Source organism: Kitasatospora sp. NPDC034023, from assembly GCF_055575795.1.
Map to the genome: position 1 here is coordinate 1 of NZ_JBVIRY010000036.1, position 22,450 is coordinate 22,450.

The 22,450-nt window shown below is 74.1% G+C and carries 24 protein-coding genes; 10 read left to right on the forward strand and 14 right to left on the reverse strand.

Annotated elements, in window-relative coordinates:
• Nucleotides 1–91: 91 nt before the first annotated feature.
• Nucleotides 92–904, reverse strand: coding sequence for a dihydropteroate synthase (folP, locus tag ACZ52R_RS34830; RefSeq protein ID WP_360500087.1), 813 nt, complete (start codon nt 902–904; stop codon nt 92–94).
• Between the two features lie 181 nt (nt 905–1,085).
• Here folP and ACZ52R_RS34835 point away from each other — a divergent pair, with 181 nt between their 5' ends.
• Nucleotides 1,086–1,532: a DivIVA domain-containing protein gene (locus ACZ52R_RS34835; protein WP_465617436.1), complete on the forward strand. Its 447-nt coding sequence runs from the start codon at nt 1,086–1,088 to the stop codon at nt 1,530–1,532.
• The gene (locus ACZ52R_RS34840; protein ID WP_360499968.1) at nt 1,529–2,122 is read left to right on the forward strand and encodes a DNA-3-methyladenine glycosylase I; all 594 of its coding nucleotides are present in this window, start codon (nt 1,529–1,531) and stop codon (nt 2,120–2,122) included. Before ACZ52R_RS34835 ends, ACZ52R_RS34840 begins: the two co-directional genes overlap by 4 nt.
• A gap of 9 nt (nt 2,123–2,131) precedes the next feature.
• Here the strand turns inward: ACZ52R_RS34840 and ACZ52R_RS34845 are convergent, their stop codons facing one another.
• Nucleotides 2,132–2,932, reverse strand: coding sequence for an enoyl-CoA hydratase-related protein (locus ACZ52R_RS34845; protein WP_465617439.1), 801 nt, complete (start codon nt 2,930–2,932; stop codon nt 2,132–2,134).
• A 300-nt stretch (nt 2,933–3,232) separates the two neighbouring features.
• Here ACZ52R_RS34845 and ACZ52R_RS34850 point away from each other — a divergent pair, with 300 nt between their 5' ends.
• The gene (locus ACZ52R_RS34850) at nt 3,233–3,400 is read left to right on the forward strand and encodes a DUF3117 domain-containing protein (protein ID WP_014137929.1); all 168 of its coding nucleotides are present in this window, start codon (nt 3,233–3,235) and stop codon (nt 3,398–3,400) included.
• Between the two features lie 117 nt (nt 3,401–3,517).
• Here the strand turns inward: ACZ52R_RS34850 and ACZ52R_RS34855 are convergent, their stop codons facing one another.
• Nucleotides 3,518–4,150: an O-methyltransferase gene (locus ACZ52R_RS34855; protein WP_360500090.1), complete on the reverse strand. Its 633-nt coding sequence runs from the start codon at nt 4,148–4,150 to the stop codon at nt 3,518–3,520.
• Nucleotides 4,151–4,324: 174 nt separating this feature from the next.
• On the opposite strand from ACZ52R_RS34855, the gene sigE reads away from it, so the two are divergent.
• From sigE to ACZ52R_RS34875, 4 genes are all read left to right on the forward strand, one after another.
• Nucleotides 4,325–5,176, forward strand: coding sequence for an RNA polymerase sigma factor SigE (gene sigE / locus ACZ52R_RS34860; protein WP_465617768.1), 852 nt, complete (start codon nt 4,325–4,327; stop codon nt 5,174–5,176).
• Entirely contained in the window at nt 5,173–6,192 is a 1,020-nt protein-coding gene (locus ACZ52R_RS34865) for a zf-HC2 domain-containing protein (RefSeq protein ID WP_465754804.1), read from the forward strand. Before sigE ends, ACZ52R_RS34865 begins: the two co-directional genes overlap by 4 nt.
• Before the next feature lie 148 nt (nt 6,193–6,340).
• Nucleotides 6,341–6,775, forward strand: coding sequence for a sec-independent translocase (locus ACZ52R_RS34870; RefSeq protein ID WP_360499974.1), 435 nt, complete (start codon nt 6,341–6,343; stop codon nt 6,773–6,775).
• 223 nt (nt 6,776–6,998) lie between these two features.
• Nucleotides 6,999–7,667, forward strand: a complete 669-nt coding sequence (locus ACZ52R_RS34875) for a hypothetical protein (protein WP_465617443.1) — start codon at nt 6,999–7,001, stop codon at nt 7,665–7,667.
• Nucleotides 7,668–7,750: 83 nt separating this feature from the next.
• On the opposite strand, the gene ACZ52R_RS34880 is transcribed toward ACZ52R_RS34875, so the two are convergent.
• From ACZ52R_RS34880 to ACZ52R_RS34895, 4 genes are all read right to left on the reverse strand, one after another.
• Entirely contained in the window at nt 7,751–8,911 is a 1,161-nt protein-coding gene (locus ACZ52R_RS34880; RefSeq protein WP_360499978.1) for an Mrp/NBP35 family ATP-binding protein, read from the reverse strand.
• Nucleotides 8,912–8,967: 56 nt separating this feature from the next.
• Nucleotides 8,968–9,555, reverse strand: a complete 588-nt coding sequence (locus tag ACZ52R_RS34885) for a DUF1003 domain-containing protein (RefSeq protein ID WP_396287773.1) — start codon at nt 9,553–9,555, stop codon at nt 8,968–8,970.
• A 37-nt stretch (nt 9,556–9,592) separates the two neighbouring features.
• Nucleotides 9,593–10,888 (reverse strand): magnesium transporter MgtE N-terminal domain-containing protein, encoded by a 1,296-nt coding sequence (locus ACZ52R_RS34890; RefSeq protein ID WP_360499980.1) that lies wholly within the window; start codon nt 10,886–10,888, stop codon nt 9,593–9,595.
• A 127-nt stretch (nt 10,889–11,015) separates the two neighbouring features.
• Nucleotides 11,016–11,555 carry a hypothetical protein gene (locus tag ACZ52R_RS34895; protein ID WP_465617448.1) on the reverse strand — a complete coding sequence of 180 codons (540 nt, stop codon included), beginning with the start codon at nt 11,553–11,555 and terminating at the stop codon, nt 11,016–11,018.
• A gap of 131 nt (nt 11,556–11,686) precedes the next feature.
• Between ACZ52R_RS34895 and ACZ52R_RS34900 the strand changes: the two genes are divergently transcribed.
• Complete coding sequence (locus ACZ52R_RS34900; protein WP_465754805.1) at nt 11,687–12,670, forward strand: DMT family transporter; 984 nt, start codon at nt 11,687–11,689, stop codon at nt 12,668–12,670.
• A 3-nt stretch (nt 12,671–12,673) separates the two neighbouring features.
• Here ACZ52R_RS34900 and corA read toward each other — a convergent pair whose 3' ends face one another.
• Nucleotides 12,674–13,795 carry a magnesium/cobalt transporter CorA gene (gene corA / locus ACZ52R_RS34905; protein WP_465617452.1) on the reverse strand — a complete coding sequence of 374 codons (1,122 nt, stop codon included), beginning with the start codon at nt 13,793–13,795 and terminating at the stop codon, nt 12,674–12,676.
• Between the two features lie 428 nt (nt 13,796–14,223).
• Here corA and ACZ52R_RS34910 point away from each other — a divergent pair, with 428 nt between their 5' ends.
• Nucleotides 14,224–14,865, forward strand: a complete 642-nt coding sequence (locus ACZ52R_RS34910) for a suppressor of fused domain protein (RefSeq protein ID WP_360499988.1) — start codon at nt 14,224–14,226, stop codon at nt 14,863–14,865.
• A 114-nt stretch (nt 14,866–14,979) separates the two neighbouring features.
• Here the strand turns inward: ACZ52R_RS34910 and ACZ52R_RS34915 are convergent, their stop codons facing one another.
• The 5 genes from ACZ52R_RS34915 to ACZ52R_RS34935 form a co-directional block, all read right to left on the reverse strand.
• On the reverse strand, nt 14,980–15,840 hold the full coding sequence (locus ACZ52R_RS34915) for a PHP domain-containing protein (protein WP_465754806.1): 861 nt from the start codon (nt 15,838–15,840) through the stop codon (nt 14,980–14,982).
• 113 nt (nt 15,841–15,953) lie between these two features.
• A complete protein-coding gene (locus ACZ52R_RS34920) occupies nt 15,954–16,592 on the reverse strand; it encodes a DUF6758 family protein (protein ID WP_360499991.1) in 639 nt (212 codons plus the stop codon).
• Nucleotides 16,593–16,898: 306 nt separating this feature from the next.
• Nucleotides 16,899–17,057 (reverse strand): hypothetical protein, encoded by a 159-nt coding sequence (locus tag ACZ52R_RS34925; protein ID WP_360500108.1) that lies wholly within the window; start codon nt 17,055–17,057, stop codon nt 16,899–16,901.
• Nucleotides 17,058–17,481: 424 nt separating this feature from the next.
• The gene (locus tag ACZ52R_RS34930; RefSeq protein ID WP_465617455.1) at nt 17,482–18,357 is read right to left on the reverse strand and encodes an alpha/beta fold hydrolase; all 876 of its coding nucleotides are present in this window, start codon (nt 18,355–18,357) and stop codon (nt 17,482–17,484) included.
• A 244-nt stretch (nt 18,358–18,601) separates the two neighbouring features.
• Nucleotides 18,602–20,641, reverse strand: coding sequence for a DEAD/DEAH box helicase (locus ACZ52R_RS34935; RefSeq protein ID WP_465617457.1), 2,040 nt, complete (start codon nt 20,639–20,641; stop codon nt 18,602–18,604).
• 707 nt (nt 20,642–21,348) lie between these two features.
• Here ACZ52R_RS34935 and ACZ52R_RS34940 point away from each other — a divergent pair.
• A complete protein-coding gene (locus tag ACZ52R_RS34940) occupies nt 21,349–22,077 on the forward strand; it encodes a ferritin-like fold-containing protein (RefSeq protein WP_360499997.1) in 729 nt (242 codons plus the stop codon).
• Nucleotides 22,078–22,094: 17 nt separating this feature from the next.
• On the opposite strand, the gene ACZ52R_RS34945 is transcribed toward ACZ52R_RS34940, so the two are convergent.
• Nucleotides 22,095–22,421, reverse strand: coding sequence for a hypothetical protein (locus ACZ52R_RS34945; protein WP_465617459.1), 327 nt, complete (start codon nt 22,419–22,421; stop codon nt 22,095–22,097).
• Between the last annotated feature and the right edge of the window lie 29 nt (nt 22,422–22,450).

The following is a 22,450-nucleotide window of genomic DNA, read 5'->3' on the forward strand; positions in this document are numbered from 1 at the left end:
AACGGGCCGAACACCGCGACTGGCCACCACCCGCTCCGGCCATCGTCACGATCGCCGGACCGGGCAGGACCTTAAATCACCGGCATTGGGCCTAGGCCAGCCCCCGGCGGGCGACCGCCGGGGGGCGGGTGCCCCGGATCGAGGCGACCATGTCCAGCACCTGGCGGGTCTCCGCGACCTGGTGCACGCGGTAGATCCGCGCGCCCAGCCAGGCCGAGACCGCCGTGGTCGCCAGGGTGCCCAGCAGCCGCTCGTTCACCGGCCGGTCCAGGGTCTCGCCGACGAAGTCCTTGTTGGAGAGCGAGACCAGCACCGGGAAGCCGGTCGCGGTCATCTCGGGCAGCCGCCGGGTGGCCTCCAGCGAGTGCCGGGTGTTCTTGCCGAAGTCGTGGCCCGGGTCGATGATCACCGCGTCCCGCCGCACGCCCAGCTCCACCGCGCGCTCGGCCAGCCCCACGGTCACCCGCAGGATGTCCGCCATCACGTCCTCGTACCCGGTCCGGTGCGGACGGGTGCGCGGCTCGGCGCCGCCCGCGTGGGTGCAGACCAGCCCGACGTCGTGGCGGGCGGCCACCTCGGCGAGCTTCGGGTCCACTCCGCCCCAGGCGTCGTTCAGCAGGTCCGCGCCCACCTCGCAGACCGCCTCGCCGACCTCGTGCCGCCAGGTGTCCACGCTGATCACCGCGTCGGGGTGGCGCTTGCGCAGCTCGGCCACGAAGGGCACGGTGCGCCGCAGCTCCTCCTCGACCGTGACCTCGTCGCCCGGCCCGGCCTTGACCCCGCCGATGTCCAGGATCGCCGCGCCCTCGGCCATCGCGCGGTCTGCGGCGGCGAACGCGGCCTCGTCGGCGAAGGTCGCACCCTTGTCGAAGAACGAGTCCGGCGTCCGGTTGACGATCGCCATGATCACCAGTTCGTCGTCACCGAATTCCCGCGGTCCCAGGCGCAGTGCCACCGATGTCTCCTCCTGAGCTCCTGCGGGTGCGATGATGGCCCCCGGCCTCACTAAGGGACCATGCTGTCATGATCAGTCTGGTTCCCTGGCACCTCGACGAAGGCCGACCGGGAGTTCGGGAGGACAGCTCGTGTTCTGGGTGATCGTGGTCGCCATGGCCGTGGTGGTCGGCGGCGCCGCCCTGGTGGCGCTCGGCGGGGGCGGCTCGATGCCGGAGGCGGTACCTGACCGCATCTCCGCACGGCTCCCGCAGGACCGGCCGCTGGGCAAGGCGGACGTGGACGAGCTGCGCCTGCCGATGGCGCTGCGCGGCTACCGGATGGACGAGGTGGACGACGTCCTGGACCGACTCGGCGCCGAACTCGCCTACCGCGACGCGCGGATCGCCGAGCTGGAGGCCGCCGCCCATCTGCGGGGCGCGGTCGAGGCGACCCACGGCCCCGACCCGGCGGCCGAACCGCTGCCCGGCCTGGAGCAGTTCGCCACGGTCGTCGAGCCGGCCGTCGCCCTCACCAAGCCGTCGGCCGCGGAGCCGGCCCACGCCCCCGAGGGCGCGAAGCCGGTGCAGGACCAGTGACCGAGCCGGTCGACGGCGCGGTGCTCGGCGCGGACGGGCTGCGCCGCTGCGCCTGGGGGGACTCCACCGACGACTACCGGGTCTACCACGACACCGAGTGGGGCCGTCCGGTGCACGGCGACGACGCCCTGTTCGAGCGGGTCTGCCTGGAGGCCTTCCAATCCGGCCTGTCCTGGCTGACCATCCTGCGCCGCCGCGAGGGCTTCCGGGCCGCCTTCGCCGGCTTCGAGATCGCCAGGGTCGCCGAGTTCGGTGAGGCCGACCGGGAGCGGCTGCTCGCCGACACGGGCATCATCCGCAACGGGGCCAAGATCGACGCGGCGATCGCCAACGCGCGGGTCGCCCGCGACCTGGAGGGCGGTCTCGACTCGTTGATCTGGGGGTTCGCCCCGGACCCGGCCCGGCCGGCCCCCCGCCGGATGGGCGAGGTGCCGGCCGTCACGCCCGAGTCGACGGCGCTGGCGAAGGCGCTGAAGAAGGCGGGCTTCCGCTTCGTCGGCCCGACCACCGCCTACGCCCTGATGCAGGCCTGCGGCCTGGTGGACGACCACCTGGCGGACTGCCACGTCCGCACCGGGGCGAAGGGCTGAGCCGAGGCCCTAGCGGCCCACGTACTTCGGCTTCTCCTTGGAGATGAAGGCGCGCACCGCGATCCGGTGGTCCTCGCTCTCGCCGGCCAGCGTCTGCAGCTCGTCCTCCTTGTCGAGGAGTTCGGACAGCGAGTGCGAAGCGCCGTACGCCAGCGACTCCTTGATGGCGCCGTACGCGACCGTCGGGCCCTCGGCCAGCTCGCGGGCGAAGACCCGTGCGGTGGCGGCGAGTTCCTCGGCCGGCACCACCTTGGTGGCCAGGCCCAGCTCCATCGCCTCGGCGGCCTTCACCGTCCGGGGCAGCATCAGCAGCTCGGTGGCCTTGGCGTGCCCGACCAGGCGGGGCAGCGTCCAGGACGCGCCCGAGTCGGCGGTCAGGCCGATCCCGGCGAAGGCGGTGTTGAAGCCGGCCCGGTCGGACATGATCCGGAAGTCGCAGGCGAAGGCGAGCGAGGCGCCCGCGCCGGCGGCCACCCCGCCGACCGCGGCGACGGTCGGCTTGCGCATCCCGGCCAGCGCCCGGGTCAGCGGGTTGTAGTGCTCGGCGACGGTGCGCAGCGCGCCCTCACCGGTCTCCTCGGCCCGCTTCAGCAGCGTCAGGTGCTCGTTGAGGTCCTGCCCGACGCAGAACGCGCGCTCGCCCGCTCCGGTCAGCAGTACGGCCCGCACCGCCGGGTCCTCGGCCGCGGCGACCACGGTGTCGCGCAGCGCGACCTTGGTGGCGACGTCGAGGGCGTTCATCGCCTCGGGGCGGTTGATGGTGATGACGGCCAGGCCGCCGTCCAGCTCGTACAGCACGGAATCGGACATGGGGGAGGGCTCCCTGGATGATCGTCGTGGTGTCGGTGTCGTGTGCCAGGATGCCGGAGCACGCGGCCGCCTGGGGAGTGTGAGGTATCGCACCTTCCGGTGGCGCCCGCACTGCCGCCACGCCGGGGCTTATGACGTGAATTGCGGCGGTTGGGGGCGGTCCGGCCGAGGTTGCACCGAGAGTGATGTTGGTCATCAGCCCGTGGCATGCGGGATAATGGCTTCCGATCAATGCGTTCGATACCGGCGGTGGACGGACTGCCGGTGCGTAGCTGAGCGGTTGCAGGAAGGGGAACGAGCATGGCGGCCATGAAGCCGCGGACGGGTGACGGCCCGCTCGAAGTCACCAAAGAGGGGCGGGGCATCATCATGCGCGTTCCGCTCGAAGGCGGCGGACGCCTTGTGGTGGAGCTCACGCCTGACGAGGCCGACGCCCTCGGCGAGGCCCTGAAGAAGGCCTGCGGCTGACCGCAGCGGGTGCTCGCCATCTCCTGGAGATGCACTGCCGGGCCCGGGTACGACGTCATGTCGGCCCGGGTCCGCGCGTTTTCCGGCCGGGCCCGGCGTCGGCCCCGGCGCACGGCCCTAGCGTTTGACGGCGCAGAGCAGCCCGTCCGAGACCGGCAGCAGCGCGGGCAGCAGGGCCTCGCTCTCCCGGACGTCCCGGACCAGGTCCCGTACGGCGCCGGTCTGCGGGTCCTGTTGCTCCGGCTCTGCCAGCCGGCCCTCCTGGAACACCCCTTCGAAGCAGACCATCCCGCCCGGCCGCAGCAGCCGCAGCGACTCCAGCAGGTACTCGCGGGACTCGGCCGGATCGCCGTCGCAGAACACCAGGTCGTACTGGCCGTCGGCGAGCCTGGGCAGGACATCCAGGGCCCGGCCCGGTATGAACCGGGAGCGGTTGGCCGCGAAGCCGGCCGCCTGGTAGGCCTCACGGGCCAGCTGCTGGCGCACCGGTTCCGAGTCGACGGTGGTGAGCACGCCGTCCGGTCGCATCCCGCGCAGCAGGTAGACCCCGGAGACCCCGGTGCCAGTGCCGATCTCGGCCACCGCCTTGGCGTCCAGCGCGGCGGCCAGCAGCCGCAGGCACGCCCCGCCGCTCGGCCCGATCGCGCGGATGCCGGTTCGCGCGGACTGCGCCCGGGCGTAGGTCAGCACCGGGTCCTCGCCCACGTAGGTGTCGGCGAGGGCCGCGTGCGCGGGCCCGAACTCGCTGATGGCTGCCTCTTTCGGAGCCCCGGGTGGCGGCCCGGTGCCGGGGGATGTCGATATTTCCTGCCACAGATTACTGGCCGACCGGGAACCGCGTACGGCGGCGGGCCGTTGTCATGTCGGACCGGGTACGAGAGACCTCCCGGGCACTTTTATCCGGGCTTGACGGGTGAGGTGGATATGGTGGTGGCCCTGCTGGGCAGAAGAGCCGACCGAGGAGGTGTGGCCGAGGGCGACGTCCCCGTGCGGCGGCACTCCCGCGGCACCGCGTCAGCCCGTACGCCGAAGCCCGTGATGAACCAGCCTGCGCACTCCGATCTGGACCAGCCCGCCGCCGTGACGCCGGCCGCCGGTACCACCGAGGCTCCCGCCCTCGCGACCTTCACCGAGGGCCCCGACGCGCAGACCTGGACTCCGCCCAGCTGGGAGGAGATCGTCGAGGCGCACAGCGCCCGCGTCTACCGGCTCGCCTACCGCTTGACGGGCAATCAGCACGACGCCGAGGACCTGACCCAGGAGGTCTTCGTCCGGGTGTTCCGTTCGCTGTCGACCTACACCCCCGGCACGTTCGAGGGCTGGCTGCACCGGATCACCACCAACCTGTTCCTGGACATGGTCCGCCGCCGCCAGCGCATCCGCTTCGACGCGCTCGGCGAGGACGCGGCCGAGCGGCTCCCCTCCCGGGAGCCCAGCCCGGCCCAGCACTTCAGCGACACGCACTTCGACGCCGACGTGCAGCAGGCCCTGGACACCCTCGCCCCGGAGTTCCGCGCGGCCGTGGTGCTCTGCGACATCGAGGGCCTGTCGTACGAGGAGATCGCCGCCACGCTGGGCGTCAAGCTCGGCACCGTCCGCAGCCGCATCCACCGCGGCCGCTCGCACCTGCGCGCCGCGCTCAAGCACCGCGCCCCCGGCCAGGCCCCCGGCCGTGAGCGCCGCGGTGGCTCGGAGGAGCCGGTGCCGGTCGGCGTCGGCGTCGGCGCGGTCGAGGCCGCGGTCGCGCCCGGTGGGCGCGGACGGAGGCGATCGTGAGCGGAACCGGCCGGTCAGGCTCGGACCGCTCGGACCCGTCCGGCCGGTCCCTGTCCCGGCGCGGCTGGGCCCTGCCGGGCCGTCGCGGTACCGACGAACCCGGTGAGCCCGTGCTGCCCGCGCTGGCGCTGCCCGCCGACACGGCACTGCACGCGCTGCCCGTACGGCCCGCCGAACCCGCCGCCGAGGAGCACCACCTCGGGGACCGCCTCTCCGCCTTCCTGGACGGCGAACTCGGCCACGACTCGCGCGAGCGCGTCCAGGCGCACCTGGCGACCTGCCCGCAGTGCCTCGCCGAGGCCGACGAGGGCCGCTCCGTCAAGCACCTGCTGACCCGCACCGGCACGCCCGGCCCGTCCTCCGCGCTGATGGCCCGGCTGATGGCCGTCGGCAACCTCCCCGAAGACGGCCCGGCGGACGGCGACTGGCCGCCCGGGCGCGGGCGCCACGACGACGACCTGCCCGGCGGCGGGGTCGCCGCCACCGGCACGCTCGGCGGCAGCCGGCTCACCGGCGGTTCCTTCGGCCGCGGCGCCGGGGCCTCCTTCGGCGCGGGCGCGCTCGGCGCCGACACCCCGGTGCCCGGCGTCGACCCGCGGGCCTTCGGGCGCGGCACGGTGCTGGGGCCGCTGATGGGCCGGCGCTCCGCCCGCCCCGAGCCCGCCGCCGGACCGGACCGCGCGGTCCGTCCGCAGTCGACCGCGGCCGCCGTCCGGTCCGCCGCGCGCGGGCGCCGGCTGGTCTTCGCGGCCGCGGGCGCCTTCTCCGTCGCGGCGGTCACGCTCGGTGGCGTCGGCGGGCTCTCCCCGCAGGGCGAGGACCGCCACGGCACGACCGTCAGCCCGGCCGGCGGCAACGCCGGCACCGGTCGCGGCGGCGGCCTCGTCCCGATGAACGCACAGGTTCAGGTGGACTTCCCGGGCCGCCCGGTCGCCGCGACCCGTGAGGCGTCCCCGCCGTCCGCCCCGGAGCGCTACCCCGGCGGCGTCGCCGCGCTGCGCCAGCAGACCCGCTAGGGCGCTCCTGGACGGCCCCTGGCGTCCGGGTCCCGACGCGTTCGGCCACCGGCAGGTCTTTACCACGGCTTCATCGCAGCGTGGGCCAGGGACTCGCCGGTGGCCATTACCCTGTAGGAACCGTCGTCCGGCGAGCTAGGGAGCAAAGGTGTTCAGCGATGTAGGCGGGCTGGAGATCCTGACCCTGATCGTGATGGCGATCATCATCTTCGGCCCGGACAAGCTGCCGAAGCTGATCCAGGACACCGTGGGCTTCATCCGGAAGATCCGTTCCTTCGCCGACAACGCGAAGGAGGACATCCGCAGCGAGCTCGGCCCCGAGTTCCAGGACTTCGAGTTCGAGGACCTCAACCCCAAGAACTTCGTCCGCAAGCAGCTCATGGGTGGCCAGGAGGACCCGCTGGGCCTCAAGGACATGAAGGACTCGCTGGACATCCGCTCCGTCCTGGACGACAAGCCCGCGGCGCCGGTGAACGGCCGCAGCGGCAGCGTCAGCTTCGAGAAGTCCGCCCCGGCGCCCGCCTCCGCCGGTGCCCCGCTGACGCCCGGCGAGCGGCCCCCGTTCGACCCCGACGCGACCTGACCCGCGCTCCGGTCCGACGCCCCGGCAGCACGCCACCGCCCCGCCCGGCCGCCCGGCTGAGCGGGGCGGCGGCGTGTGCGCCGCTATTGTGCTGATTGTTCCCGCTGAGCCGTCCGTCACATTCCGCGTGGTCGCGGACCAGGAACGGCCCCCGGGAACGCCGCGGTACGCCACCATGGGAGCGCGCCACGGCAGGCACACGTGCGTTTGAGGAGGCCCGGGGATGGACGCGACGAGTCAGGCGGGAGGGGCGACGGTCACGGCCGGCGGCCCGGTGGTCGGCGGACAGGCCGGCCCGGTGGACCCGCTGGTGCCCTACCTGTCCGCCGACTTCCCCTGGTACGGCCTGGACGACGGCTGGACCGGCCGGCGCTACCTGGTGCAGGCGGGCGCCGGCGCCCGCGCCACGGGCAGCGTCGACTACGGCTCGCTCGGCCACGGCGACGAGCCGGCCAAGCAGTACGAGCCGCGCGACATGCGGAAGTTCGCGGCCGTGGTCACCGTCGCCCGCCGCGACAGCCGCCGCAGCGCCGACAACACCGGCACCCTGGAGGCGACCTCCGCCTCCTCCGCCGCCTGGCTGGCCGGCTCCGGCCTGCTCGCCGCGACCTGGCCCGGCCAGCTGGACCGCGCGCTGCGCCAGAACTGGCTGGACCAGCAGAGCAGCCTCGCCTGGGACCTCGCCGACGACCTGGCCGGCCCCGGCTGGTCCACCCTCAGCCTGCCGGTCAACGGCCTGCCGCAGCCCTTCCGCTACCGCGAGTCCGAGTACGGCTGGGTGCTGGCCGGGGAGGCCCCCGGCATCCTGCTCGGCGCCTACGGCCGCGGCGTCAGCGCCTACGGCGTCGGCTTCTGCACGGTTGCGGACCTGGCCGCCTACGCCCGCCCGTAGGGCCTGCGGCCATGAACGACGAAGGGGCCGGGCGGTGCCGTTGGCACCACCCGGCCCCTTCGTCGGCTCGGCCGGCTACCGGCTCAGAACTTGTTCTTGGGCGTCAGCCCGAGCGACATCCCGGACAGGCCGCGCTGACGGCCGCCGAGCTTGCCGGCCACCGCGCGCAGGGCGGCGCCGGCCGGGGAGTCGGGCGCGGCGAGCACGACCGGGCGGCCGTCGTCGCCGCCCTCGCGCAGGCGCACGTCGATCGGGATCGAGCCGAGCACCGGGACGGTCGCGCCGACCGTGCGGGTGAGCGCGTCCGCGACGGTCTGGCCGCCGCCGGTGCCGAAGACGTCGATCATCTCGTCGCAGTGCGGGCACGGCATGCCCGACATGTTCTCGATCACGCCGACGATCTTCTGGTGGGTCTGCACCGCGATGGTGCCCGCCCGCTCGGCCACCTCGGCGGCAGCCATCTGCGGGGTGGTGACGATCAGGATCTCCGCGTTGGGGACCAGCTGGGCCACCGAGATCGCGATGTCGCCGGTGCCGGGCGGCAGGTCCAGCAGCAGCACGTCCAGGTCGCCCCAGTACACGTCGGCGAGGAACTGCTGGAGCGCGCGGTGCAGCATCGGGCCGCGCCAGACCACCGGGGCGTTGCCCGGGGTGAACATGCCGATCGAGATGACCTTCACGCCGTTCGCCTGCGGCGGCATGATCATGTCCTGGACCTGGGTCGGCCGGCCCTCGACGCCCAGCATGCGCGGCACGCTGTGGCCGTAGATGTCGGCGTCCACGACGGCGACCTTCAGGCCGTCCGCGGCCATCGCGGCCGCCAGGTTGACCGTCACCGAGGACTTGCCGACGCCGCCCTTGCCGGAGGCGACGGCGTAGACGCGGGTCAGCGTGCCCGGCTTGGCGAACGGGATCTCCCGCTCGGGGGCGCCGCCGCGCAGCAGCTGGGAGAGCTCCTTGCGCTGCTCGTCGCTCATCACGTCGAGCTCGACCTCGACGCCGGTCACGCCGGCGACCTTGCCGACCGCCTCGCGGACCCGGGTGACGATGGTGTCGCGCATCGGGCAGCCGGAGACCGTCAGGTAGACCGCGACGCGCACCGCGCCGCCCTCGGCGATCTCGACCGATTTCACCATGCCGATTTCGGTGATCGGGCGGTTGATCTCCGGGTCGTTGACGGTCGCCAGCGCCTGGCGTACGGACTCCTCCGTGACGCCGGCCGCGACCTCTGTCTCGTTGGCCATGCCTTGATGGTACGGCGCCCGGCGAACCCGTTAACCCGTCGGTAGCGTGCCGAGGGTCACAGCGGCTCGGGGGCGTCCCGGCGCTCCTCGATCTCCCTGAGCAGGGACTGCAGTTCCGAGCGGATGAAGTCTCTGGTGGCGACCTCGCCGAGGCCGTGCCGCAGGGACGCGACCTCGCGGGTCAGGAACTCGGTGTCCGCGATGTTGCGGTCGCTGCGGGCGCGGTCCTGCTCCATGTTGACCCGGTCCCGGTTGTCCTGGCGGTTCTGCGCCAGCAGGATCAGCGGGGCCGCGTACGAGGCCTGGAGCGACAGTGCCAGGGTCAGGAAGATGAACGGGTACTCGTCGAAGCGCACGGTGGCCGGCAGCAGCGTGTTCCACGCTATCCAGACGACGACCACCACCGTCATCCAGACGATGAACCGCCCGGTGCCGAGGAAGCGGGCGATCCGCTCGGACAGGACGCCGAAGGCCTCCGGGTCGTAGGTGGGCAGCGAGAGCAGGCCGGGCCGCGCGGTGCGCGGCTGGTCGAGCCGGGCGCGGCCGGTGCCGGTGATCGGGGTGGTCTCCACCCGCCGTTCCCGGCTGCCCTCGCGGGTGCGCAGTTCGCGCAGCTGGCGCAGCTGCCGAAGTTCGCCCTGCAGGCGCCGACGCGCGGAGTCGTCCGGCCGGCCGTTGCGGTCACCGTCCACCGGTCACCCCTTCCCTCTCGTCGTGCCGGGCGTCGTCGGCGTGCAGCGCGGCGTCGCGCCAGTCGTCCGGAAGCAGGTGGTCGAGCACGTCGTCGACGGTCACCGCGCCGAGCAGGTGGTCCATCTCGTCCACGACCGGCGCGGCGACCAGGTTGTAGGTCGCCAGGTAGCTGGTGATCAGCGACAGCGGGGTGTCCGGCGGCAGCGGGTCCAGGTCGTCGTCCACCAGCGAGCCGACCAGGACGTACGGGGGCTCGCGCAGCAGCCGCTGGAAGTGCACGGTGCCGAGGTAGCGGCCGGTCGGGGTCTCGTTCGGCGGGCGGCAGACGAAGACCTGCGCGGCGAGGGCGGGCTTGTGGTCGCTGACCCGGACCCGGGCCAGCGCCTCGGCGACCGTCGCGTCCGGCTCCAGGACGATCGGCTCGGTGGTCATCAGACCGCCGGCGGTGTCCTCCTCGTACGTGAGCAGGCGGCGCACCGGCGCGGCCTCGTCCGGCTCCATCAGCTGGAGCAGCCGTTCGGCCTCGTCGCCGGGCAGCTCGGAGAGCAGGTCGGCGGCGTCGTCCGGGTCCATCGCCTCCAGGACGTCGGCGGCGCGCTCCTCCTGGAGCTTGCCGATGATCTCGACCTGGTCGTCCTCGGGCAGCTCCTCCAGGACGTCGGCCAGTCGCTCGTCGTCCAGCGCGGCGGCCACCTCGGCGCGGCGCTTGGCGGACAGGTGGTGCATCACGCTGGCGAGGTCGGCGGGGCGCAGCTGCTCGAAGGTGGCGAGCAGGTTGGCGGCGCCCTGGTCCTGCTCGGGCAGTGCGAAGCCGGTGACGTCCTGCCAGTCCAGGGTGAGCCGCTCGCCCTTGGCCTTGCGCAGCCGGCCGGCCCGGCCGACCTGGACGAAGACCTTGCTGATCTCCCACTCGCGCAGCCGGGTCTGCACCATGCCGACGTCCAGCACGATGACGTCCTCGCCGGTCTTGGACCAGGTGACGGTGCGGTCCAGCAGCTCGGCGAGCACCAGGGTCTCGGACGGGCGCTGCTCGAAGCGGCGCAGGTTGATCACGCCGGTGGTGAGCACCTGGCCGGACTCCAGGCTGGTCACCCGGGTCATCGGCAGGAAGATCCGGCGCCGGCCGACCACCTCGACCACCAGGCCGAGCACGCGCGGTGGGCGCCCGCCGAGCCGCAGTGTGACGACGACGTCCCGGACCCGGCCGACCTGGTCGCCGTTCGGGTCGAAGACCGCGATGGCGGACAGATGGGAGATGAAGACCCGGGTGCCTGGCCCTGCCATGGACTCCCTCGACTCGCTCGACGCCGTGCGCGGTACGTGGACGCACCCGCGGCCAATCTACCCGCGAGTGCGGGGCCCGGCCCGATGAGGGCACGGTAGCGGTCCGAGGAGACCTCGGCGTGAACCTTTAACGGCGCTTGAACAGCAGTTTGGGCAAGCCGGCCGGGATCGGGCGGCGGGTGGTGGCCGGGGTGGGCATCGGCTGGGCGGCCTGCGAGCCGTCCGGCATCGCGCCCGGGCGCTCGGTGAGCGGGCCGGCGGGCTCCAGCCGCAGCACCCGACACTCGCGGGCCCAGCGCTCGGCGATGGTGTCGGTGTCGGGCGCGTTCAGCCGCTTGCCCTTGAGCTCCTCGACGGCGCCCAGCCAGGCCTCGCTGCCCGGTGCGAGTTCGACCACCCGGGCGCTCCAGCCGGTCAGCCGGCCGCCCTTGTCCTTGCTGCGGACGGTGATCGCGGCCCCGGCGCCGGCGGCCAGGCCGTGCAGCGGCTGCTCGCCGTCCTCGCCGACCACCACGACCGCGCCGTCGTGCCAGGCGTGCCACAGCGGCCGGGCCTGCTCCTGCCCGTCCGCGCACACCCAGAGCAGACCGGACTTCTTCGCGGCCTCCTCCAGCAGGGCCTGGTCGAGGAAGTCGTCGGCGGTCGCGGCGGCGGGCGTACGGTCCATGGCCGACAGCGTACGGGTTTCTCGTCCGTTCCCGTCCGCGGATGTCTCAGCCTCCGGGCGACAGTTCCATTGCCGTGCCACGGGCCTTACCGTATGAGCGCCCCACCCATCGCCACCAGCAGAGGAGCGCCGTGCCCGTCGCCCGGCCCGCGGCCGCCCCCGCGTCCGCCACCGCCCCCGCGTCCGCCACCGCCCCCGCGTCCGCCACCGCCCCCGCGTCCGCCACCGCGGCCGACCCGCGGCCGACGCATCCGCTCCCCACCCTCGACCTGCTGCTGCTCGCCGTCTCGATCGGCGGCATCTCGCTGTCCGGCCCGCTGATCAGCGCCACCGCCGCGCCCGCGCTGGCGATCGCCCTCTGGCGCAACGTCATGTCGGTCGGCGTCCTCGGCCCGTACGCGCTGCTGCGCCACCGCGCCGAGCTGCGCGGGATCGGCCGCCGGGCGCTGCTGCTGGCGATCGCGGCCGGGGCGCTGCTCGCCGTCCACTTCGCGCTGTGGATGCCCAGCCTGCGGATGACCTCGGTGGCCTCCGCCACCGCCCTGGTCACCACCACCCCGCTGTGGACCATCCTGCTGATGCGCCTGATGGGCGTCCGGGCGTCCCGGACGGTCTGGCTCGGCACGATCGTGGCCTTCGCCGGGGTGCTGGTGCTGACCGGGGTCGACCTCTCGCTCTCCCCGCGCGCGCTGCTCGGCGACGCGCTCGCCCTCGCCGCCGGCCTGGCCGCGGCCGGGTACGTGCTGCTGGGCGCCGAGGTCCGCAAGACCGTCAGCACCACCGCGTACACCCTGGTCTGCTACACCACCACGGCGGTGGTGCTGCTCGGGATCTGCCTGGTCGCGGGGACGCCGATGACCGGGTGGCCGGCCGGGGTCTGGTGGCAGATCGTGCTGCTGATGGTCGCCGCCCAGCTGCTCGGCCACTCGCTGAGCAACCGCGTGGTGCGCAACCTCGGCCCGTCGATCACCTCCACCGCGATCCTGCTGGAGACCCCGGGGGCGGCGCTGATCGCCGCCCTCTGGCTGGGGCAGTGGCCCCCGGCGGCCGCCTACCCGGCGGTGGTGCTGATCCTGCTCGGGCTGGTCCTGGTCGCCCGCGGCGGGCGCAGGTAGCGGTCAGAGCCAGCCGTTGCGGCGGAAGCCCCGGTACATCCCGACGCAGATCAGCACGATCGCGCCGAGCACCGTCGGGTAGCCGTACTTGTGGTGCAGCTCGGGCATGTACTCGAAGTTCATGCCGTAGACGCCGGTGATCATGGTGGGCACCGCGAAGATCGCCGCCCAGGCGGTGATCTTGCGCATGTCCTCGTTCTGCGCCACCGAGACCTGCGCCAGGTTGGCCTGCAGCAGCGAGTTCAGCAGCTCGTCGAAGCCGTGCACCTGCTCGGCGACCCGGGCCAGGTGGTCGGCGACGTCCCGGAAGTACTTCTGGATGTCCGGGTCCACCAGCCGCTGCAGCGGCTCGGACAGCTGCTGCATCGGGCGCAGCAGCGGCACCACGGCGCGCTTGAACTCCAGGACCTCACGCTTGAGTTGGTAGACCCGTCCGACGTCGGAGCTGCGGCCGCCCTTGGCCGAGAAGACGCCGTACTCGATCTCGTCCACGTCGTTCTGCAGCCGCTCGGCGACCAGCAGGTAGTTGTCCACGACGTGGTCGGCGATCGCGTGCAGCACCGCCGACGGGCCCTTGGCGAGCAGCCCGGCCTCGTCCGCGTCGGCCTCCAGGCGGTGGCGCAGCTCCTGCAGCGAGCCGTGGCCGCCGTGCCGGACGGTGATCACGAAGTCCCGTCCGGCGAAGACCATCAGCTCGCCGGTCTCCACCACCTCGCTGGTGGGCGTGAGCTGGTCGTGCTCGACGTAGCGGATGGTCTTGAAGACGGCGAACAGCACGTCGTCGTAGCGCTCGACCTTGGGCCGCTGGTGCGCGTGCACCGCGTCCTCGACCGCGAGCGGGTGCAGGCCGAAGCGCTGGGCGATCCCCTCGAACTCGGCCTCGGTCGGCTCGTGCAGCCCGATCCAGCTGAACGAGCCCGTGCCGTCCGGGAGTTGCTGCTCGGCCTTGACCCGGCGGGCGGCCTCGCGCGGGCTGCAGGTCTCGCCCTTGCGCCGGCCCTGCTGGTAGACCGCGCAGTCCACGACCGCCGAGGCGGCGTCCTCGGGCAGGACGTCGTACACCCCGGCCGCGCCACGGCGGCGGTTGGTGCGGACGGCAGCACGCAGGCTGTTGATCATCGACATGGCAGGCTCCCAGGGGCAGGGAGCCGTCGCAAGGCGGCGCGGAAGGAAAAACGTTCGGCCGCGGTACGACGGCGAAGAACACCGGTGAAAGGGGGATGAGGGTGCTCTCCCGGCCGGTCCGTCCGCCGTGGGGCCTGCGCCCGGGGCTACCGCGGCTGAATCAGCCGGTTGGGCCTGCGGGGCGCGGGGTACGGGGAAGTCGGGGCCGGGCAGAGCTGCCGGTACTGCATGGTCGGCCGGTATCCACCGCAACCACCTCCTCGCGCCGCCGCCCCGGGACGGAAGAATCCCGGTGGCCAGTCGCTCACCCTAACATCTGACCGGCCATCGGCGACGAGGGGTTCCCAAGGCTTTACGGGTCCTTGACGAGCCGCCCTCCGAGCCGCCCGCACGCGGACCGCGCGCCCCAGCGGGTTACGCTCACCGGCATGGCCCACGACTTCCCGCTCTTCGGCGATCCCCACGGCGGCAGCTCCCCGGAGCTCTCCCGGGAGGCGGTGCTGGCCGCCGTCGAGGCCCGGCTGATCGCCACCTTCGGCGAGCCGAGCGGCCGCGCCGCGGTCACCTTCCTCGGCACCGACCGGATCGAGGTGCTGCGCTTCGGCCCCGACGCCGAGGGCCTGGTGCGGTACGCCACGCTCGGGATGGCCGCCGCGCCGATGGCCGACCCCACCTCGCCGGTCGCCGACCAGGTGCGCGGCCCGCGCGTCGAACTGGTGCTGACCGTCCGTGGCGGGCACGACAGCGTGCTGCGCAGCCTCGCCACCTTCGCCGCGACGCCGCAGGTCGAGGGCCTGGTGGTGGCCCCGGGTGGCTCGCTGGACCTCGGCAACCCGCTCTGGGACGGCGCGCCCTTCACCTCGGTGCTGGCCGCCGAGCCGGGCGGCCTGGTCGAGGACCTGGAACTGGCCGAACCGGCCGAGCCGGTCCGCTTCCTGCCGCTGCTGCCGATGACGCCCAACGAGGCGGGCTGGAAGCGGGTGCACGGCGCGGCCGCGCTCCAGGAGCGCTGGCTGAACCAGGGCACCGACCTGCGCGACCCGGACCGCCGAGGCGTCCGGCTGGACTGACGGCCCGGCCGACGGCTGCTGACGGCCGTTCAGGAGGCCCTTGAGCAGGGGGCGCGGGTCGCGCCCGTACGCCCTCGCCGCGCCCGGCGTGCCGGAGCGCGGCGCCGCGTACCCTCAGCGCTCGATCGGCTTCGCGCCGGTGGCCTGCGCCAGCAGCGCCTCGTACACCGCCGGGTCGGTGGTGTGCTCGCCGAGCCGGACGGTCTTGCGGGTGCCGTGGTAGTCGCTGGAGCCGGTGACCAGCAGGCCGAGCTCGCCGGCCAGGCCGCGCAGCCGGGCCTTGGTCTCCTCGTCGTGGTCCGTGTGGTCGACCTCCAGGGCGGCCAGCCCGGCCGCCGCGAGGCCGGCGATCACCCCGTCCGAGACGGTCCGGCCGCGCTTGACCGCGCCCGGGTGGGCGAAGACCGGCACCCCGCCGGCCGCCCGGACCAGCCGGACCGCCTCGACCGGGTCGGTCTCGTGCTTGCGGACGTCCGCCCGGCCGCCGTTGGCCAGCCACTCGGGGGTGAAGGCGTCCGAGACGGTGGCCACCACGCCCGCCTCGACCAGCGCGCTGGCGATGTGCGGCCGCCCGACCGAGCCGGCTCCCGCGATCCGCTGCACCTGCTCCCAGCTGATGTCCGCGCCGAGCTCCCGGCACCGCTCGACGATCGCCCGCCCGCGCCGGAACCGGTCGGTGCGCACCAGCTCCCGCTCGCGCGCGAACTCCGGCTCCTCGGGGTCGAACAGGTACGCCAGCAGGTGCATGCTGATGCCGTCCACGACGCAGGACAGCTCCGCGCCCGGGACGACGGTCAGCCGGGCGCCGTCGGGCAGCGCGTGCACCGCCTCGGCGGCCTCGGCGTGGCCGGCCACGGTGTCGTGGTCGGTGAGCGCCACGACGTCGAGGCCCGCGGCGACGGCCGCCGCGACCAGCTCGGCCGGGCTGTCGGTGCCGTCGGAGGCGTTGCTGTGGGCGTGCAGGTCGATGCGCACGGGTCGGGCTCCTGGAGGCTCGTGGGTGCCGCCCAGGATAGGCCCGTCGGTCGGGCGAGGGGCAGGCGTCCGGACGAGGGGCAGGCCGTCGTTCGGGCGAGCCCGGGCGTGGGTCAGCCGAGCAGGTGGGGGGAGAGGGCGCCGCAGGGCAGCAGGTCGAGCTCGGCGCCGGCCTCGCGCAGGTCGGTGAGCACCAGCTCGTCGTACATCACCAGCGCGGACTGCTCGGGCCAGGCGATCGCCCAGAGCCAGAGCCCGCGGGCCTCGCCGACGAACACCGCGCGGTCGGCCGGGGCGTCCGGGACGTGGAACATCGGAGTGGGGCGCCCGGCGGCCATCAGCTTGGCGTCGGCGGGCTTGTAGAGGCCGACGGAATCGCCCGGGTCCGGCCCCGGGAGCCCGGCGTACCGGGCGCCGACCCCGACGCCCGGCTCCTCGGCGACCAGCACCAGCTCGCCGAAGCCGCCGAGCGGCGCCGGGCCGGAGCAGGCGACGGCGGTGGCACGGGCACCCGAGACGTCGTCGCCGACGTGGGCGATGCCGGTGTAGAGCCAGCCGACCGGGAGCGGCCAGGGCAGCCAGACGGGGACCTGCGAACGGGCGACGGCGACGCCGAGGGCCTCGACACTCGGGGGCAGCACCGGCTGCATCGGGTGCACCGCTCCGTGCCGGTCGCACTGCCAGGTGTCTGAGAACAGGCCGGGGGCGCGGACCCGACCGGCGCACCTCGGGCAGCTAGGCTCGCCCCTCATAGCCGTCAACGCTCCTCCCTCCGGACCGCCGCGTCAAGGACGATCACCCGTACGGAGGGCTCGGCGGCACCTGTCGGTAGCAGACGCCCGGCCGCCGTTGGGTGGGCGCGGCGCGGACGGTTCCCGTTGGGGCATGTCCCGTCACGGGCGGCGGCAAACGTCCGGCGTCCGGACCCGGACGCACTGACGCCCCGTCATCGGCGATCGCGGTGACGGGGCGTCAGTCGGGTATCGGAACGTCCGGATCGGACGCTCCCGGCTCGTCTGCGGCGGGTGAGGGCTCCCGGTGGGAGTCGCCGCGCGGGGTCAGACGGTCGGGCACGGCCGGATGAGCAGGCGTTCGCCGGTAAGGGCGGCGGCCTCCACATGCTCGCGCACGGTGGCGGCGTCGGCGATCAGACGGTCGGTGGCGGAGCCGTTGGCGTCGTCCAGTCGGACGATCTCGAAGCGCATGGTCTTCGTCATGGGCGTCTCCTTTCCTTGCCCCGTCGGGCGGGGCGCTCGCGGCTGAGTGGGTATCAGCCCTTTCGGGATTCGGTGGGTCCGGCGAAGCGGCCGGACCGGGCGCGTCGTACGTGCGGCGGTCTGCTGCGGCAAGGGCTCCCCCTGCTTGCCTGGTGCGTCCAGAGCCTCGTGAACCACGGTGTCGTGGCCGTGCTACCGGGCCGTTGCCCGTCCGTAAAGTCCAGGTTTCGGGTGATGTGCTTCGGCGTCGAGGCCGACGATGATTCCCGGACAGAATCAAAGATTACCGTAACTAACGAATTTTGTCCTGCATTGAAGCCGGTCGAAGCTCCGGAAGTGGTAGAGACCACTTCCGGAAGGGTGCGGCTTGACGAGGGCGGTCAGGCCCGGAACGGGCGCCGGTCAGGTCGGGAACGGGCGCCGGTCAGGCCCAGAACGCGGTCAGTGCCTCGGCGGTCGCGGCCGGCTGCTCGGCGTTGGGGGAGTGGCCCGCGTCCGCGACCACCACCCGTCGGGCACCCAGGCGCTCGGCCATCCGGCTCTGCTCCGGAACCGGCCAGGCGTAGTCCTGCACCCCGGACAGCACCAGCACCGGTAGCCCGGCGGTGGCGGCGGCCAGCTCGTCCACCCGGTCCGGCGCGGCGACCAGATGGCCGCCGGTGACGGACAGCGCCCGCGGCACATTGGCCACCCAGCGGCGGTGCAGGAACTCCGCGACAGCCGGATCCCGGCTCGGCAGCGGCTGACCGCTGTCCGCCTCCATCTGCCGCATGACCTGCCAGATCTCCTCCAGGCCCATCACCTGCAGCGCGTCCAGCAGCAGCTTGGTGCGGGCCGCCTCGGCCGGGTCGATCGCGCCCGGCCCGGTGGACATCAGGGTCAGCGACCGCCACGGCAGCGCGCCGTGCGCGGCGGCGGCGAGCACCGCCTCGCGCACCACCTGGCCGCCGAAGGAATGCCCCAGCAGGTGCAGCGGCCCGCCGTCCGCCGCCAGCACCTCGGTGAGCGCCCGTACGTCCGCGCCCAACTCGCCGACGGCGTACGCCTCCGGGTCGTCCGGGCCGCCGGTCTCGTACTGCCCGCGCTGGTCCACGGCGGTCACCCGGTACCCGGCCGCCGCCAGCGGCTCGAGCAGCCCGATGAAGTCCTCCTTGCTGCCCGTGAACCCCGGCACCAGCAGTGCCGAACCCCGCACCGCCCCGTCCGGCTCCGCCCGCAACGCCGCGAACTCCCCACGCCCGGTCACCACCCGCTCGGCCCGCGCACATCCGGGCAACCTCAGAAACGGCGGCGTGCTCATGGCGTGGTCTCCCTGCTCTCCTGGCGGCGACTCCCCGGACGACCCCGAGCTTAGGCCGTACACGCAGCCGCCCGTCGCCCACCGCTGCGCCGACACGGCGCGGGGGACCGGGGGCGGATGTCGGGCGGTGGGGGTGCCCCTGGGGGGATCCGGGTGCGGCCGGGCGGGGCAGGCGCCGGGAACGCCCGAGGGGGCGGGCCGGGCCGGGTGGCCTGGCTCGCCCCCTCGGGGGATGCGCTGCGGGTCAGCTCTCCGGGGTCGCCTCGACGGTCGCGGCGGCCTTGCGGGCGCGGGTGCGCTTGCGCGGGGCCGGGACCTCGGCGGCGGCCTCGGCGGCCGGGGCCTCCGGGGCGGTCTCGGCGGTGGCCGCGGCCTTGCGGGCGCGGGTCCGCGTACGGGGGGCCGGCTTCTCCTCGGCCGGGGCCTCGGTGGCGACCGCCTCGACGGCGACCTCGACGGCCTCCGCCTTCGGCTTGCGCGTCCGGGTCCGGGTGGCGGGCTTCTCCGCCACCGGCGCCTCGGCGGCGGCCGCCTCGACGGCCTCGGCCTTCGGCTTGCGGGTGCGCGTGCGGGTGGCGGGCTTCTCCGCCACCGGCGCCTCGGCCGGGGCCTCGGTGACGGCCGCCTCGACGACGGCCTCGACGGCCTCCGCCTTCGGCTTGCGCGTCCGGGTGCGGGTCCGGGCGGCGGGCTTCTCCTCCGCCGGAGCCTCGACGGCCGGAGCGGCCTCGACCACCGGAGCCGCGGCCACCGGGGCCTCGACCGCGGGGGCCTCGACGACCGGAGCCGCCTCGACCGCGACCACGGCCTCGCCGGCGCCGGCACCGCGCGAGCGGCGGCGGCGACGGCGCGGCGCGGCCTCGCCCTCGGCGCCCTCGACGGCCGGGGCCGGAGCCGCCGTGGCGGCCTCGGTCACGGCGGCGGTGGCGTTGCCCTCGGAGCCGACCGTCGAGCCCCCGCGGGTGCGGCGGCGCTCACGGGTGCGGCGCGGCTTCTGCTCCTCGGTCTCGGCCGGGGCGGCGGCCGGACGGCCCGAGCCGCCCTGCCCGTCGCGACCGCGGCCGGAACGGCCGGAACGGCTGCCGCGTCCACCGGTCTCGCCGAGGTCCTCGACCTCCTCCGCGTTGAGCCCCGCCCGGGTCCGCTCCGAGCGCGGCAGGACACCCTTGGTGCCCGGCGCGATCTTCAGCAGCTCGAACAGGTGCGGCGAGGTGGAGTAGGTCTCCTCCGGGTCGTTGAACGACAGGTCCAGCGCCTTGTTGATCAGCTGCCAGCGCGGGATGTCGTCCCAGTCGACCAGGGTGACGGCGGTGCCGGAGGCGCCGGCCCGGCCGGTGCGGCCGATCCGGTGCAGGTAGGTCTTCTCGTCCTCGGGGCACTGGTAGTTGATGACGTGCGTGACGCCCTCGACGTCGATGCCGCGGGCGGCGACGTCGGTGCAGACCAGCACGTCCACCTTGCCGTTGCGGAAGGCCCGCAGGGCCTGCTCGCGGGCGCCCTGGCCGAGGTCGCCGTGGACCGCGCCGGCCGCGAAGCCGCGCTGGGTCAGCTGGTCGGAGACGTCGGCGGCGGTGCGCTTGGTGCGGCAGAAGATCATCGCCAGCCCGCGGCCGTCGGCCTGCAGGATGCGCGAGACCATCTCGACCTTGTCCAGCGAGTGCGCACGGAAGATGTGCTGCTCGGTGTTGGCGACGGTGGTGCCGGTGTCGTCCGGGGCGGTGGCCCGGATGTGGGTCGGCTGGCTCATGTACCGGCGGGCGAGGCTGATGACCTGGCCCGGCATGGTGGCCGAGAACAGCAGGGTCTGCCGCTTGGCCGGCAGCATGTTGATGATCTTCTCGACGTCCGGCAGGAAGCCGAGGTCGAGCATCTCGTCGGCCTCGTCCAGGACCAGCGAGCGGACCTTGGACAGGTTCATCTTCTTCTGCCCGGCCAGGTCGAGCAGTCGGCCCGGGGTGCCGACCACGATGTCGACGCCCTTGGTGAGCGCCTCGACCTGCGGCTCGTAGGCCCGGCCGCCGTAGACGGCGAGCACGCGCACGTTGCGCACCTTGCCGGCGGTCTGCAGGTCGTTGGTGACCTGGGTGCAGAGCTCGCGGGTCGGGACGACGATCAGCGCCTGCGGGAAGTCGGTGAGCTGCTCCTCGGTGGCCCGGCCGGCGTCCACGTCGGCGCGCACGACGACCCGCTCGATGAGCGGGAGGCCGAAGCCGAGGGTCTTGCCGGTGCCGGTCTTGGCCTGGCCGATGACATCGTGGCCGGTCATCGCGACCGGGAGGGTCATCTCCTGGATCGGGAACGGGTGGACGATGCCGACGGCCTCGAGTGCCTCAGCGGTCTCCGGGAGGATTCCCAGGTCGCGGAAGGTCGTCTTGATGGGTTCAGCGGTGGTGGACAGGGTGCTGCCTCTTCCGTGTGGAGGGGCCGAGAGCGAGCGGCGGGCGGGCAGCCGCGCGGCTGTGTACGGGCCTGAGCGGCCCCGAGTACAGCTGAGCGGACGCACAACCGCGCCGGTCCCTGCGGCCGGCCGGTGCGCGCTGCCCTGATACGGGGCGCGTCGCCGGCGGCGTCGGGGAGGATTCCCGTGAGGGACCTGCGCGGGACCTTCGCCAGGGGGCGTGGTCTCGGCGGCCCTCGCTCGGCCACTGATGCGGTGCCAAGGCTTGAAGTCCAAGCCATGGTCGGAGCCGATCGGCTCTCCGACCGGGCATCCGCGTACGTGAGTCCCCGTACTTCCGGTGCGGACACGTCCGGCTGGACGGTGCCGCTTCGAAGCGGGCTTGCGCGGGTACCGAGACGGCGGTGACACCGTGCGAACACGACGGGGCTCCGTACCACCATACAGTCAGGCGACGACTCGAACACGTGACGCGGGTGACATTGCCCCCGGCGACCGGCGCGTGAGCAGGCGATCCGGCCGGTCACCCGGGTGCGGAGGGCGGTGGGCAGCCGCGCGCGCGGGACTCGCGCACGGGACTAAGGTGGCAGGTCATGGAGACCCATGGTGAGACGCAGGACACCACGGCCGGCTCGATCGGCGACTGGGCCGCGTGCTCGGCCGACCCCGGCTACCGGGCGGCGGTGCTGGATCTGCTCGGCGCGCTCGCGTACGGCGAGCTGAGCGCCTTCGAGCGGCTCGCCGAGGACGCCAAGCTGGCGCCGGACCTCGCCGACAAGGCGGCCCTGGCCCGGATGGCTTCCGCCGAGTTCCAGCACTACCAGCGCCTGCACGACCGGCTCGCCGAGATCGGCGCCGACCCGCAGGAGGCGATGCGGCCGTTCGTCGAGCCGCTGGAGCTGTTCCACCGGATGACGGCGCCCTCGGACTGGCTGGAGGGCCTGGTCAAGGCCTACGTCGGCGACGCCATCGCGACCGACTTCTACCGCGAGGTGGCCGTCCGGCTGGACGACGACACCCGTGACCTGGTGCTCGGCGTCATGTCCGACACCGGCCACGCCCAGTTCGCCGTCGACAAGGTGCGCGAGGCGATCGAGGCCGACCCGCGGGCCGGCGGCCGGCTCGCGCTGTGGGGCCGGCGGCTGATGGGCGAGGCGCTCAGCCAGGCCCAGCGGGTGGTCGCCGAGCGTGACGCGCTGTCGAACCTGCTGGTCGGCGGCGTCCGGGTGCAGGGCTTCGACCTGGTCGAGGTCGGCAAGATGTTCAACCGGATCACCGAGGCGCACACCAAGCGGATGGCCGCCCTGGGCCTGGCCAGCTGACCGACCGCCGTCACGCCCTACGCCGGCCGGTGCCGCCGCGGCGCGCGGTGGGTGCCGGCCCGGTGCGGGTGGTGCCGGTGCGCCGGGGCCCGCCCGGCCGCCAGGTCCGGCCGGGCCAGCAGCGAGGTGAGCACGCCGGAGGCCAGGGCCGAGGCCGCCACCGACACCGCCGGGTAGCGCCCGTCCAGGCAGAAGTGCGCCACCACGCCGCCGACCAGCGCCGCCGCCAGTGCGGTGCCGAGCGTCAGCGCGCGGGAGGCCCGGAAGTACGAGGGCAGGGCCAGCAGCGCGGCGCCGCCCGTGACCAGGCCGACGAGGGCGAAGGCGATCGACTCGACCAGCAAGACTGCCTCCCGGGGGACGGGCGTGCGGC